Genomic DNA, 13754 nt, shown 5'->3' on the forward strand with positions numbered 1-13754 from the left:
GTGTCAGCCATCCGACCACGCTAGAGCGTGATGCTCCTGACGGGGGCCGATCAGGGCCGTAAGCCGTTCACCTCGTGCGCGCGCCCGGTTCGGTCCACGCGCTTCAGTGCGGGCGGGGCGTCCACGGCCTCGGGCCGCCACGAGCGGTGGCACGGCTACGGTGGGGATCCCGACCCGAGAGGAGCCTTCGTGCCGAAGCCACCCCTGCCCGCAGCCATCGCCGACGAGCTCGTGAAGCCCTGGTACGCGACGATCAGCACCGTGCGGCCGGACGGTCAGCCGGTCTCGGTGCCGACCTGGTACCTCTACGAGGACGGCAGGATCCTCGTCAACATGGATGCGCGCCGGAAGCGGCTCGAGCACCTCCGCAGCAACCCGCGAGTGAGCCTCAGCGCGATCGACCCCGACGACTGGTTCACGCACATCAGCATCCTCGGCCGGATCACCGACCTTGTCGACGACCCCGACCTGCACGACATCGACCGGGTCGCCCGGCACTACACGGGTGAGCCGTATGCCGTGCGCGACCGTCCCCGCCTGAGCGCGTGGATCGAGATCAAGCGGTGGCACGCCTGGGGCCGGCTCAAGGACGCGCGGTGAAGGTCTACCTCTCCTTCGACTTCGAGGGCGTCGCCGGGATCGTCGACTGGGCCCAGTGCCGGGAGGGGACAGCGGCATACGACATCGGGTGTGCGCTCACGCTCGGCGAGGTCAACGCGGCGATCGAGGGCGCGGTCCGCGGCGGCGCCACCGAGGTGGTCGTCAACGACTCACACGGGCAGATGCGCAACCTCAACCCGGCGGACCTCTCCCACAACGCGACCTACATCTCCGGTCGGCACAAGCCGCTCTACATGATGGAGGGGCTGGACGGGTCCTTCGACGTCCTCTTCCTCGTCGGCTACCACGGCTCGATCTCCGGCGAGTCGTCGACGCTGTCGCACACCTACAACCCGGAGGTGTTCTCCGCCGCCCGGCTCGGCGGCGTGGAGGTCGGGGAGAGCGGCATCAACGCCCTCGTCGCGGATCACTTCGGTGTGCCGATCGGTCTCGTCACCGGCGACGAGGCGACGATCCGGGAGACGGCGCCGTTCGCTGCGGAGGCGACGACGGTGGTCACCAAGCAGTCGATCACGCGGTTCGCCGCGACCAACGTGCACCCCCACCTTGCTCGTGAACAGATCAGGGCGAACGCCAGGGAGGCGGTCCGGCGGGCACGCGATGGCGAGCTCCGGTTGCCACAGCTCGACAGGCCGGTCCGGCTGGAGCTCGACGTCCAGACCGCGGACATGGCCGAGGTCGGCAGCTGGGTCAAGGGCGCGGAGCGGGTCGGGACCCGCACAATCGCGATCGAGTCCGACGACGCGCTGGCGACCTTCCGGTCGTTCGTGGCGGTCAACTACATCACCCGCCAGGCCGGCGGCCGCTGATTCCCGTTGACCGGTCGACGGATCAGGGGAGGTCGGCTTTGAGGTAGGGGGCGGTGCGGCTCTGCGCGGACTGCGCCACCTCCCAAGGCGTTCCGGAGGCGACGACGCGCCCGCCGTCGTCACCAGCCCCGGGTCCGAGGTCGATGACGTGGTCGCATTGCGCGACGACCGTCATGTCGTGCTCCACGACGACCACCGTGCTGCCGCCGTCGACCAGCCCCTGCAGCTGGCGCATCAGCACCTCGACGTCGGCCGGGTGCAGGCCGGTCGTCGGCTCGTCGAGCAGGTAGACCGTCCCCTTGCGCTGGGTCCGCTGCAGCTCGGTCGCCAGCTTGATCCGCTGCGCCTCTCCGCCGGACAGCTCCGTCGCGGGCTGGCCGAGCCCCAGGTAGCCGAGCCCGACCTCGGTGAGCGTCCGCAGGCTCCGCGCCACGCCCTTCTCGTCGGCGAACACCTCCGTCGCCTCGTCGACGCTCAGCGCCAGCACGTCGGCGATCGTCAGGCCGTGCCACGTCACCTCGAGCGTCTGGGGGTTGTACCGCGCGCCGTGGCAGGTCGGACACACCCGATAGGTGCCCGGCAGGAACAGCAGCTCGACCGACACGAACCCCTCGCCCTGGCACGTCTCGCAGCGACCGCCCTTGACGTTGAACGAGAATCGCCCGACGCCGTAGCCGCGCCGCTTTGCCTCGTCGGTCCCAGCGAACAGCTTGCGCACCCCGTCGAACAGGCCGGTGTAGGTCGCGAGGTTGGACCGCGGCGTCCGCCCGATCGGCCGCTGGTCGACGACGACCGCGCGGCGCACCTGCTCGGCCCCGCTCGTCCGCGGTAGGTCGGACCGTAGGCCGCCCACTGCGGCGTCCTCGTCCGTCCCCTCGGCCTCCGGCTCGGTCCGCGACCCCGGGTCGAGGTGGGCGCCGAGGACCTCGCCGAGCACCTCGAGCACGGTCGACTTGCCGGAGCCGGAGACGCCGGTGATCGCGGTGAGGACGCCCAAGGGGAAGGTGATGTCGGTGCCGTGCACGTTGTGCCGCTCGATGTCGTGCAGGGTGAGCTCGCCGTGCGGCCTGCGGGGCTCGCGCGGCTCGGCGCGGCCCGCACCGTCCAGGACGTAGGCGGCGGTGACCGACTCCGGTGCGTCGCGGAGGGCCGCGACCAGCCCGGAGTGGAGCAGTAGCCCGCCCAGGACACCGGCCCCGGGACCGACGTCGACGAGCCAGTCGGCTCGGCGCATCACGTCGACGGAGTGCTCCACCGCGAGGACGGAGTTCCCTTCCCCGACAAGGCGGTTCAGCACGGTTAGGAGCGGCTCGCGGTCCGCGGGGTGCAGGCCGGCCGATGGTTCGTCGAGGACGTAGACGACCCCGAACAGTCCGGACCGCAGCTGCGTCGCGAGCCGGAGCCGCTGCAGCTCGCCGGATGACAGGGTCGGGGTCTGCCGGTCGAGAGAGAGGTAGCCGAGGCCGAGCTCCAGCAGCACGCCGAGCCGGGCCTCGAGCTCTGGGGTCAGGGCCGCCGCGACGTCGCCCTCCTCTGCGGCGCCCCGCACCTGCCGCACGAGGTCGCGGACCGAGCTGAGCGGCATACCCCACCATTGGTCGATCGGCAGGTCGGCGACCGTGACGGCGAGCGGCGCGGGGCCGAGCCGCCGTCCATGGCAGGTGGGGCAGGGCAGGGTCTCGACGAACTCGAGTGCGCGGCGGCGGGCCGGCGCGCTCCGCGACTCGGAGAGGGTGCGCAGGACGTGCCGGGCGGCGCTCATGTACTGCCCTTGGTAGGGGCGCTGGATGCGGCCGGCCTCGCGGACGGGGTGGACGGTGACGACCGGCTCCTCGTCGGTGAAGAGGATCCACTCACGGTCGGGCTGGGGCAGGTCACGCCACGGCCGGTCGATGTCGTAGCCGAGCGTGTCGAGGATGTCGCGCAGGTTCTTGCCGAGCCAGGCGCCGGGCCACGAGGCGATCGCCTTGTCCCGGATCGAGAGGGACGGGTCGGGGACCATGAGTGACTCGGTCGGGTGGTGCACGTGGCCGAGGCCGTGGCACGTCGGGCACGCGCCGGCAACCGTGTTGGGAGAGAAGGAGTCCGAGTCGAGCCGGGGCGCGCCGGGCGGGTAGGTGCCGGCGCGAGAGAAGAGCATACGGAGCGTGTTGGAGAGTGTGGTGACGGTGCCGACACTGGAGCGGGCGCTCGTGCCGGAGCGGCGTTGCTGGAGGGCGACGGCCGGGGGGAGGCCGGTGATCGACTCGACCTTGGGCGACTCGACCTGGTTGATGAGGCGGCGCGCATAGGGCGCGACCGACTCGAGGAAGCGCCGCTGCGACTCGGCATAGATCGTGCCGAACGCCAGGGACGACTTGCCGGAGCCGGAGACGCCGGTCACGACGACGAGCCGGTCACGGGGGAGGTCGACGTCGAGGTGGCGCAGGTTGTGCAGGTGGGCGCCGCGGACCCGGATCAGGCCGGCAGCATGGTCGTCGCGGTCCGCCGGGGTGCTCACGCCCCCACGCTACGCGGCGGGGGTCTGGGGGCTGGTCAGGGGACGACGACGGCCCGGCCGCGCAGGGTGCCGGCATGCAGCCGCTCGTACGCCTCCGGTGCCTGGTCCAGCGAGAAGGCCTCCGTCTCGACGTGGATGAGCCCGCTCCGGGCGAGGTCGAGCACCTCGAAGAGCTCGGACCGGCTGCCCCAGTAGGGCGCTCGGACCTTCGTCTCCCACGGGGTCGTGAAGAAGCCCACCGGCACGACCCCGGGCCCGACGCCGACGAGGACGATCTCCGAGTCGGGGTGGGTGAGCCTCGCGGCTAGGGCCGTCGTCGCCTCGATCCCGACGAAGTCGAACACCGCGGTCGCCCCACGCCCGTCGTTGAGCGCCCGCACCGCCTCGATCGCGGCCTCCTCGGAACGGAAGGCGTGGTGGGCCCCGACATCCTTGGCCAGCTCGAGCTTCTCGTCGGCGACGTCGAGGGCGACGACCGTCGCGGCCGTCATGGCACGCAGGATCTGCACCGCCATGTGGCCGAGCCCGCCGCTGCCGATCACGACGGCGATCGAGCCCGGCACGAGCGCGGGGATGCTCGGCTTGATCGCGTGGTATGGCGTGAGGCCGGCATCCGTGAGCGCGACGTTCGCGACGGGGTCGAGGTCGCCGAGCGGGACGAGATGGCGGGCGTTGTCGACGAGCAGGTACTCGGCCATCGCGCCAGGGGCTCCGAGGCCGGGCGGGACGATGTGGCGCTCCGCGGCGACCCGGCAGTAGTTCTCGGCGCCCGTGGCGCAGGTCTGGCAGACGCCGCAGCCCCACGGGCCGTAGACGGCGACCGCGTCGCCCTCGGCGACGGACGTGACGCCCGGCCCGAGCTCGGCGACGACGCCGGTGCCTTCGTGTCCGAGCGTGAGCGGCAGCCCGTAGACGTAGGCCTCCTGGGGCAGCGACATGATGAACGAGTCCGAGTGGCAGGCGCCGGCGGCCGTGACCTTGAGCAGCACCTGGCCCGGGCCCGGCGTCGGCTTCTCGACCTCCATGAGCTGGGGTGGCTTGCCGATCTCGACGTACTGCAGGGCCTTCATCGCTCCTCCTCGGGTCGCAGGATCGTGCGGCCCGACAGTCAGGCCGGGCCGTGTCTGCCCTTCCATTCAATCCCCGCTGGGAGCGCTCGGGGCCCGGACGTGGGAACCGGTCATGCCTCATACGTCACTCGGGGGCGGACCGGGGACCGCGCCATACCGACTCAGCGGCCACGAGCAAAGGCCTTGACCCTGACGCAGGGTCAAGGTTGCACGCTCGTGCCATGACCACGACATCAGCGATCGAGATCGTCGGACTCACCAAGTCCTACGGCGACAACGCGGTGCTGGGCGGCGTCGACCTGAGCGTCCCTTCGGGGAGCATCTTCGCCCTGCTCGGCACCAACGGCGCCGGCAAGACGACGACCGTGCGGATCCTGTCCACGCTGCTCCGAGCCGATGGCGGCAGCGTCACCGTGGGCGGGCACGACGTCACGACCCAGCCGGCCAAGGTGCGTGAGTCGATCAGCCTCACCGGGCAGTTCGCAGCCGTCGACGAGGTGCTGACCGGGCGGGAGAACCTCGTGCTCGTCGCCCGGCTGCGACGCGTCCCCGAGCCGGGCGGGACGGCGGACGAGCTGCTGACCCGGTTCGGGCTGACCGAGGCGGCCGGGCGGCGGGTGTCGACCTACTCCGGCGGCATGCGCCGTCGCCTCGACATCGCGATGAGCCTGATCGGCAACCCACCCGTGCTCTTCCTCGACGAGCCGACGACGGGGCTGGACCCGCAGTCGCGCATCGAGGTCTGGAAAACGGTTCGGGGACTCGCCGGCCAGGGCACCACGGTGCTGCTCACGACGCAGTACCTCGAGGAGGCCGAGCAGCTCGCCGACCGGATCGCGATCCTCCACGAGGGCCGGATCATCGCGGAGGGCACGCTCACGGAGCTCCGGCAGCTGTTCCCGCCGGCCACCGTCGAGTACGTCGAGAAGCAGCCGAGCCTCGAAGACATCTTCCTCTCGATCGTCGGCCACGACGGTCTGTCCACCTCCGAGGACCCCTCATGACCACGACCTTCTTCCACGACACCAGGGTGCTGCTCGGGCGGTCCCTGCGCCACATCCTCCGCAGCCCGGACACGATCATCACCACCGCGATCACGCCGATCGCCATGCTGCTGCTGTTCGTCTACGTCTTCGGCGGCGCGATCCATGCGGGCACCGGCTCGTACGTGGACTACCTGCTGCCCGGGATCCTCCTCATCACGGTCGCCTCCGGCATCGCCTACACCGCCTTCCGGCTCTTCACCGACGTCTCGAGCGGGATCTTCGAACGGTTCCAGTCGATGCCGGTGGCCCGGTCGGCCATCCTGTGGGGCCACGTCGTGACCTCGCTCGTGGCGAATCTCGTCTCGCTCGTCCTGGTGGTGCTCGTCGCCGTGGCGATGGGCTTCCGCTCGGGTGCCGGTGTGCTCGCCTGGCTCATGGTGATCGGGATCCTCGTCCTGTTCACCCTCGCCCTGACCTGGCTCGCCGTCATCCCGGGACTGACCGCGCGGTCCGTCGACGGCGTGAGCGGCTTCTCCTACCCGCTCATCTTCCTGCCCTTCGTCAGCTCGGCCTTCGTGCCGACGGGCGGCATGCCCGGTCCCGTGCGGTGGTTCGCCGAGCACCAGCCGGTCACCTCGATCGTCGCCACGATCCGGTCCATCCTCGCCGAGCAGCCGGTCGGCGACGACGGCTGGCTCGCCCTCGCCTGGTGCGTCGGCCTCCTCGCCGTCGCCTACGTCCTGGCGATGCGCACCTACCGCAGCAAGATCGCCTGAGCTCGCGGGTGCCGATGACCACGGGGCCGGGAGAATGAGCCCATGCTGACGATCAGCCAGCTCGCGGCGTATGCCGGCGTGACGGTCCGCGCGGTGCGCCACTACCACGCCAAGGGCCTGCTGCCCGAGCCGGAACGCGACCACTCGGGCTACCGGCGCTACGACGCCGCCGCGGTGGTCGAGCTCGTGCGGATCCGCACCCTGGCCGACGCCGGCGTGCCGCTCTCGCGGGTGCACGAGCTCCTCGGCGCCGGTGACGAGGAGTTCGCCGCGGCGGTCGCCGACATAGACCGGCGGCTGCGCGCCGAGATCCGGGAGCGCCAGCGCCACCGGGACCGGATCGCCCAGCTCGCCGCCGGCGACAGCCTCGCGCTGCCGGCCGAGGTGGTCGCCTACCTGGACCGGATGCGCGAGCTCGGGTTCCACAACCGGCTGATCGAGGTCGAGCGCGACAGCTGGATCCTCATCGCGGCCCAGATGCCCGACCAGGTGCCCGGCCTGATGGTGATCAAGCGGCAGCAGATCGAGCACGAGGGGCTGCGCCGGCTCTACCTCGACATCGGCGAGCTCGTCGACTGCGGCCCGGACGACCCGCGCCTGCCCGTGCTCGCCGACCGGGTCAGCGCCTTCCTCGAGGCCGCCGCCGCCGAGGCCTCCGGCGTGGAGGACGAGCACCCGGTCAGCGACGAGCTGGTCGACCTGCTCGACGCGGCGTTCCTCGAGTCCTTCCCGTGCGCGCCCCGACTGCTCGAGCTGCTCGAGGAACGCGGCTGGACGGGTTGGACGAACGTGAAGCGCATAGACCGCGCCACGTGACCCAGCGGCATACCTGCCGGGGTATGCCGCTCAGGCGGTCTCGGCCTCGCGGGTCGTCTCGGTGGGCTCGGCGTAGAAGTCGACCATGCAGCCGCGCGGGTCGATCCGGTCGAGGATGGCCGTGGTGATGTCGTGGAGCTGGTCGACCTGCTCGGCGGTCAGCGCGTCGAGGATGAGCGAGCGGACGTGGCGCACGTGCCCGGGGGCGGTGTCGACGACGAGGTCCCACCCCGCGCCGGTCAGCCGGGCCATGGTGACCCGGCCGTCGCTCGGGCAGCGGGAGCGCTCGATGAGGCCCCGGTTCTCGAGGCGGCGCACGACATGGGAGAGCCGGGGGAGAGTCGCGTTGGTCCGCTGCGCGAGGGTCGACATCGCCAGGGTGCGGTCCCGCGCCTCGGAGAGCATGGCGAGGACGTAGTACTCGAAGTGGGACAGGTCGGCGTCGTGCTCGAGCTGGTGGCTGAGCGTCCCCGGGAGGAGCTCGACCATCGCCGCGAGGCGCAGCCACGCGGCGCGCTCGCGGGCGTCGAGCCAGGGGACGGGGTCGGTCATGGCACCCATTCTAGCGCATTGGTTGACGTTTCAACCGCTTCGAGGTCTACCGTCGATAGAGGCAGGGAACGACGCGCGACGAAGGAGTGGTCATGGCCCACGTCACGATCATCGGCAACGGCAACATGGGTCAGGCGATCGCTGGCCTTGCCGGCAAGGGTGGCAACTCGGTCGAGCTGCTCGGGCACGAGGACACCGGCAAGGAGGTGACGGGCGACGTCGTGGTGCTCGCGGTGCCCTACCCTGCGGTCTCCGAGATCATCTCCGCCCGCGGCGCGAGCCTGGCCGGCAAGGTCGTCGTCGACATCACCAACCCCCTCAACTTCGAGACCTTCGACTCGCTCACGGTTCCGGCCGACTCATCGGCGGCGGCCGAGATCGCGGCCGCGCTCCCGGAGTCGCGCGTGGTCAAGGCCTTCAACACCACCTTCGCCGGGACGCTCGTCAGCGGGAAGGTGGGGGACAACACCACGACCGTGCTCGTCGCCGGTGATGACGCCGACGCCAAGGCGTTGATCATCGGGATCGTCAGTGCCGCCGGCCTTCGCGCCATCGATGTCGGCTCGATGCGCCGGGCCCGCGAGCTCGAGGCGATCGGCTTCCTGCAGATCAGCCTCGCCGCGAGCGAGAAGGTCCCCTGGACGGGCGGTTTCGCTGTCGTCCAGTGAGCCGGCTCGGTGGGACGGCCGTCTCGTGAGACCGCGTCGGTGCGGACCTCAGCGGACCGCGCTCAGCACGCCCTCCACGAGCTCGGCGAGCGGGCGGGGCGTCGTCGCGGGCGTGAGCTGACGAGCCAGCCGCGAGGCGAGTGCGAGCTTGCGCCCGGACCCGCTCCCGGCGAAGCGGTGCAGCTGGTCGTGCAGCCTGCGGTCCCGCCACTCGGGTTGCCGCTGGAAGGTCCGGAACCGGCTGAGGTGGCCCAGGTCCGACAGGGCGGCCTCGACGGCCTCGGGACCGAGCGCCCGGAGCAGCTCGTCCTCGAGGTCCTGCACGCACACGAAGAAGCCGAGCGCCGCCATCTCCCGGCGGGTCGTCACCGGGCGGCCCGTCTCCTGGAGCGCGCGGAGGAAGTGCCGCTCCTCCGGCGCATCGCAGAGCCCGAGGGCGTGGACGTCGGCCTCCCGGGTCTGACGGGTCAGGTGCGCCCGGATGTTCGTCACGCCGCCCATGGCGACGACCCGCACGATGCCATCGGTGGTGTCCAGGCCACGGGCCTCGGCCAGCGCCTCGACGACGACCGCATCGCTGCGCCCCTCGACGAGGACGACGACGTGGCCGGCTGCGTTCTCCACGCCTCAAGCCTCACATCGCCCCCGCCGGGCATCAACCAACTTCCTGCGTCACTGCGCACTCAGAGTGCGCAGTGACGCCGGAAGCTGGCAAGCAGCTTGCTCCCGGCTGCCACCGCAGCCCAACCGAGCCGTAAGCCGCTCGGCTGGCTTCCGTCCCGAACCGAGCTCAGCCGGTCGTCAGGATCACCAGCTGCCCCGTCGCCCGCGTCATCGAGACGTAGCGGTCGACCGCCCCCTCGATCCCCGTCCCGAACGACTCTGGATCGACGAGCACGACCAGGTCGAACTCCAGCCCCTTGGCCAGCTCGGGCGTCAGTGACCGCACGCGCGGCTGCGCCTCGAAAGTGTAATCGCCGATGACACAAGCGATTCCCTCCTCGTGCTCGGCGAGCCACCGCTCGAGGATGCCGTCCCGCTCCGACACCGCATCATGCACGACCGGTATGCCGCTCTCCCGGACCGAGGTGGGCACGTTCGCATCCGGGATGGCCGCTCGGATGACCGGCTCGGCCTGGGCCATGACCTCGGCTGGGGTGCGGTAGTTGATGCTGAGCGACGCCAGGCGGACCCGGTCCAGCCCGACCCGGGCGAGCCGCTCCTCCCACGACTCGGTGAAGCCGTGCCGCGCCTGCGCCCGGTCGCCGACGATGGTCAGGCTCCGGGACGGACAGCGGGCCAGCACCATCTGCCACTCGGCGTCGGTCAGTTCCTGGACCTCGTCGACGACGACATGGGCGAACGGGCCGGCCAGCAGGTCCGGCTCGGGGCGAGCCAGGGCGGAGCCGTCGACGAGGGCCGCGGCCAGGTCCGCGCCGCGCAGCATCGACATCAGGTGCATCTCGGAGTCGTCGGTCTCGATGAGGTGGTCGACGACCTTGGTCATCTCCTCGCGCTCCGCGGCGAGCACGGCCGCCTCGCGACGCCGGCGCCGCGACGCCTCGGGATCGCCGAGCCGCTGGCGGGCCGCGTCGAGCAGCGGCAGGTCGGAGACCGTCCACGCGTCCGGCTCGGGCCGTTGCAGGGCGAGGACCTCCTCGCGGGACAGCCAGGGGGCGCAGCGGCGCAGGTAGGCCGGCACCGACCACAGGTCCGCGACGACGTCGGTCGCCTCGAGCAGCGGCCAGGCGCGGTTGAGCGCGGCGAGCAGGTCCTCGTTCCGCAGCAGCGCCGCGCGCACCTCCTCGGGCGTCGCGTCTTCAGCGGGATGCTTGTCGACGAGGATCGTGACGAGCTCGTCGAGGATGTCGTCGCGCGCCTCGTTGTGCGGCGTGCCCGGGGCCGGCGCCCGGAACGCTTCCTCCCAGTCGGTGATGCTGACCCAGACCTCCGACCACGGCGTCTCGACGGTTATCCCCTCGCGCGGCGGGTCCTCGTAGAACCGCACCGCCGGCTCGATGGCCGCGACCATCGATGACCGGGACTTCAGGCGGGCCACCTCCGGGTCGGTCTCGGCCGCGGCCGAAGCGCCCTCGGGCACGAGGTCCCGCAGCGTGCACGTCTGCACGCCCTCCTCGCCGAGGCTGGGCAGCACGTCGGACACGTACGCGAGATACGGCTCGTGCGGCCCGATGAACAGCACGGCACCATGCCGCTGCCCCAGGCGCGGGTCTGCATAGAGCAGGTAGGCCGACCGGTGCAGCGCGACGACCGTCTTGCCGGTGCCCGGGCCGCCATCGACGACGAGTGGGCCACGCGATCCCGCCCGGATGATGGCGTCCTGGTCGGCCTGGATCGTCGCGAGCACGTCGCGCATCCGGGGTGACCTCGCCCCGCCGAGGCTCGCGATGAAGGCGGACTGGTCGTCCAGGGCGGCGTGCTCGACGCCGTCCAGGCCCTCGGCCGTGAAGACCTCGTCCCAGTAGTCGATGACACGGCCACGCGCCCAGCGGTACCGGCGGCGCCGCGTCAGCCCCATGGGGTTGCCATGGGTGGCGGAGAAGAACGGCTCCGCCGCGGGGGTGCGCCAGTCCACGAGCAGCTGCCCGCCGTCACGGTCCTTGAGCCCGAGCCGGCCCACGTACACCGGCTCCGACCCGTCCGCCGGCAGGATGTGCCCGAGACACAGGTCCAGCCCGAAGCGCCGCAGCGCCCGCAGCCGTGCGGACAGCCGGTGGACCTCCTGGTCGCGCTCCAATGCGTGCTGGCCGGAGCGGCCGGGCCGACGGCGCACCTCCTCGAGGCGCTCCGACAGGTCGGCGATGGTCGCCTCGAGGCTCTCGGCCACACGCGTGAAGTGCCGTTCGTCGTCGGCGATCAGGGCCGGGTCGGCCTTGGCGGCAAGGTGGGCGGGCAGGTCGAAGGTGGTGGTCAGGCGGTCCACGTCATGGGCTCCGATCGAGCGGCAGTTGGCCTCGGCCCGCCATTCTGGGGCAGCACCGGGGCCTTGCGGCAAGACCCCCTGTGCGCTATACGTTGGAAGTGGAGAGGAGCGATCCTCTCCCTTTCCATGTCGGGAGCGAGCGCTTCCCGCGGATCCCGCGGGGCGGCATACGAAATCGTCGGTATGCCGCTGGGTCTCCTTCCAGCGCAGGCGTCCTCAGTGGTTCCCACGGTCTTTGCGCACCGAGGCGATCTGTCGGCGCACCGGGTCGCTGAGCCGCTGCCGGGTCTGCGCGACGGTGCGTGGCACCCGCTCCAGGCTGGGCCGGCGGCTCCACGCGGGGGCCGTCTGCTCCGGGTGTTCGAGGTCCAGCTGCTGCAGGATCTGGTCGATCGCGGCGAGCAGGGACCCCTGGAGCATCCAGGTGTCGCTGCCGGGGCGTGCCTCGACGTCGACGAGGATCAGGTCGGTCAGCATCGCCCGCGTCTCGCCGATGACCTCGTGGAGCCGGCCGAGGGCCTGTTCGGCGGCCTCCACCCGGTCGCTCGCGACGAGCTCGGCGAAGGCGGCCAGGCCCGCGCCGAGCGACTCGAGCACCACGGCGAAGGCGCCGCGCAGGTCGGCCGCCGGCGACTCCTCAGCCGCGATCGTCGTGCGCGCCCGGCCGATCATGATGAGCAGCACATGCTCGGCCGTGCGGCACCGGTCGAGCCGGTGGAGCGCGACGCGCAGTTCGGGGTGCATGTGCAGCGCGACGAGCGCGAGGGGGTTGAGCTTGCGGCGCTCCTCGACTTCGTCGACTGTTGCGACAGCGCGGCGCACCTCGACCCCGATCTCCTCGTTCCTCCGGAGCCAGGCCTCCGTCTCGTCCGCCGAGGGTGAACGGGCGGAGAGGGTGAGGGCCACCTCGTCGAGCAGCTGGCCCTGCGCCCGGGCTACGTCGCGGACCGCGTCCCGGGCGCGGGTGTTCGGGATCGCGACGGGGACGAGCAGGCTGAAGGCGACCCCGATCGCCGCGCCGATGAGCGTGTTGAGGACGCGGGTCTCCGCAGCGAGCCCGTGCGAGGTGACGCCGAGGATCAGCATCGCGCTGATCGGCACCTCGAGGAGCTGGTCACCGAGGCGCAGGACGTTTGCAAGCAGGAGCGAGGCAGCGATGACCGCGCCAAGGGTCCACCACGACAGGCCGAAGTAGGTCGACAGGGCGATGGCGACGAGCACGCCGAGGAGGACGGCGCCGACCCGGACGAAGCCCATCCGCAGGGTGCGCACCGTCGAGGCCTGCACGACGAGCAGGGCGGTGAGCGGCGCCGTGAGGTCGATGGTCTGGGGGAAGAGCAGGCGGGCGGCCACGAAGGCGAGGACCGCCGCGCCGGTCAGGCGTCCGACCTCGGAGCCGACACGCTGCAGCAGCCGCCGCGTCTCGGGCCATGTCCCGGGCCTGGTCGGCCACATCCGCCTGGCCGCCTGCCGCAGCCGATGGCGGAGCCGGAGCCAGACCTCGTCACGGCGCATCGCTCATCGCCTCTCGCGATCAGGATGGCACGGCGGGCCTGAGCCCGCCTGCGCGCACGCTCCCTCTCGTCGAGTAAGCGCCCCGTCCCTGCGCTTCTCCCGTCGAGTGAGCGCCCCGTCCCTCCCGTCTCTCCCGTCGAGTGAGCGCTCCGTCACTGCCGCCCCAACTGCCCCCGGCCGCCGTGCCTCAGCCTTTGATGCGGCGCAGCTCAAAGACCTCCCATAGCGGTTCGAGATCCGCGGTCGGCACGTGCTCGCGAGCGAGCCCGTACGCGTCGTCGACGAGGCTGCCCATCGTCCGGGCGGCCTCGGCCGGCGGCGCCACGAGCAGCGCGCGGATCCGTTCGACTAGGTGCTCCGGGCGGTGGGGCAGGAGCGTCGCCTCCCAGTCGAGCCACTTGTGGAACGGGTGCGGCATCCACACCCGGTTCAGCCCGAAGAGGGCGTCGAGCACCCCCTGGACGCCGTCGACCAGGTCGCGATGCAGCAGGAAGACG

Annotated in this window: 13 protein-coding genes; 6 read left to right on the top strand and 7 right to left on the bottom strand. The window is 71.7% G+C overall.

The features are described from left to right. Positions 1-189: 189 nt before the first annotated feature. Both ACTHJJ_RS00880 and ACTHJJ_RS00885 read left to right on the top strand, forming a co-directional pair. The gene (locus ACTHJJ_RS00880) at positions 190-600 is read left to right on the top strand and encodes a TIGR03618 family F420-dependent PPOX class oxidoreductase (protein WP_440301051.1); all 411 of its coding nucleotides are present in this window, start codon (positions 190-192) and stop codon (positions 598-600) included. Continuing rightward, positions 597-1430, top strand: coding sequence for a M55 family metallopeptidase (locus ACTHJJ_RS00885; protein ID WP_440301052.1), 834 nt, complete (start codon positions 597-599; stop codon positions 1428-1430). Before ACTHJJ_RS00880 ends, ACTHJJ_RS00885 begins: the two co-directional genes overlap by 4 nt. A gap of 22 nt (positions 1431-1452) precedes the next feature. On the opposite strand, the gene ACTHJJ_RS00890 is transcribed toward ACTHJJ_RS00885, so the two are convergent. Continuing rightward, complete coding sequence (locus ACTHJJ_RS00890; RefSeq protein ID WP_440301053.1) at positions 1453-3930, bottom strand: ABC transporter; 2478 nt, start codon at positions 3928-3930, stop codon at positions 1453-1455. A gap of 35 nt (positions 3931-3965) precedes the next feature. Further along, the gene (locus tag ACTHJJ_RS00895) at positions 3966-5000 is read right to left on the bottom strand and encodes an NAD(P)-dependent alcohol dehydrogenase (protein ID WP_440301054.1); all 1035 of its coding nucleotides are present in this window, start codon (positions 4998-5000) and stop codon (positions 3966-3968) included. 221 nt (positions 5001-5221) lie between these two features. On the opposite strand from ACTHJJ_RS00895, the gene ACTHJJ_RS00900 reads away from it, so the two are divergent. From ACTHJJ_RS00900 to ACTHJJ_RS00910, 3 genes are read left to right on the top strand one after another with little or no spacing between them, the layout of a single operon-like run. Beyond that, the gene (locus ACTHJJ_RS00900; protein ID WP_440301055.1) at positions 5222-6004 is read left to right on the top strand and encodes an ABC transporter ATP-binding protein; all 783 of its coding nucleotides are present in this window, start codon (positions 5222-5224) and stop codon (positions 6002-6004) included. After that, positions 6001-6762, top strand: a complete 762-nt coding sequence (locus tag ACTHJJ_RS00905) for an ABC transporter permease (RefSeq protein ID WP_440301056.1) — start codon at positions 6001-6003, stop codon at positions 6760-6762. The genes ACTHJJ_RS00900 and ACTHJJ_RS00905 overlap by 4 nt, the downstream gene beginning before the upstream one ends. A 42-nt stretch (positions 6763-6804) precedes the next feature. Continuing rightward, positions 6805-7578 carry a MerR family transcriptional regulator gene (locus ACTHJJ_RS00910; RefSeq protein WP_440301057.1) on the top strand — a complete coding sequence of 258 codons (774 nt, stop codon included), beginning with the start codon at positions 6805-6807 and terminating at the stop codon, positions 7576-7578. A 30-nt stretch (positions 7579-7608) separates the two neighbouring features. Here the strand turns inward: ACTHJJ_RS00910 and ACTHJJ_RS00915 are convergent, their stop codons facing one another. After that, positions 7609-8130: a MarR family winged helix-turn-helix transcriptional regulator gene (locus ACTHJJ_RS00915; protein WP_440301058.1), complete on the bottom strand. Its 522-nt coding sequence runs from the start codon at positions 8128-8130 to the stop codon at positions 7609-7611. Between the two features lie 92 nt (positions 8131-8222). On the opposite strand from ACTHJJ_RS00915, the gene ACTHJJ_RS00920 reads away from it, so the two are divergent. After that, positions 8223-8798 (top strand): NADPH-dependent F420 reductase, encoded by a 576-nt coding sequence (locus ACTHJJ_RS00920; protein WP_440301059.1) that lies wholly within the window; start codon positions 8223-8225, stop codon positions 8796-8798. 48 nt (positions 8799-8846) lie between these two features. Here ACTHJJ_RS00920 and ACTHJJ_RS00925 read toward each other — a convergent pair whose 3' ends face one another. The 4 genes from ACTHJJ_RS00925 to ACTHJJ_RS00940 form a co-directional block, all read right to left on the bottom strand. After that, complete coding sequence (locus ACTHJJ_RS00925; protein WP_440301060.1) at positions 8847-9422, bottom strand: hypothetical protein; 576 nt, start codon at positions 9420-9422, stop codon at positions 8847-8849. A gap of 166 nt (positions 9423-9588) precedes the next feature. Then, positions 9589-11742: an RNA polymerase recycling motor ATPase HelR gene (gene helR / locus ACTHJJ_RS00930; RefSeq protein ID WP_440301061.1), complete on the bottom strand. Its 2154-nt coding sequence runs from the start codon at positions 11740-11742 to the stop codon at positions 9589-9591. A 216-nt stretch (positions 11743-11958) separates the two neighbouring features. Continuing rightward, positions 11959-13257 (bottom strand): FUSC family protein, encoded by a 1299-nt coding sequence (locus ACTHJJ_RS00935; protein WP_440301062.1) that lies wholly within the window; start codon positions 13255-13257, stop codon positions 11959-11961. 187 nt (positions 13258-13444) lie between these two features. Then, a partial coding sequence (locus ACTHJJ_RS00940) for a hypothetical protein (RefSeq protein WP_440301063.1) occupies positions 13445-13754 on the bottom strand: 310 nt, incomplete at its 5' end.

The organism is Intrasporangium sp. (assembly GCF_051961875.1).
In the GTDB taxonomy this organism is placed as follows: Bacteria; Actinomycetota; Actinomycetes; order Actinomycetales; family Dermatophilaceae; genus Intrasporangium_A.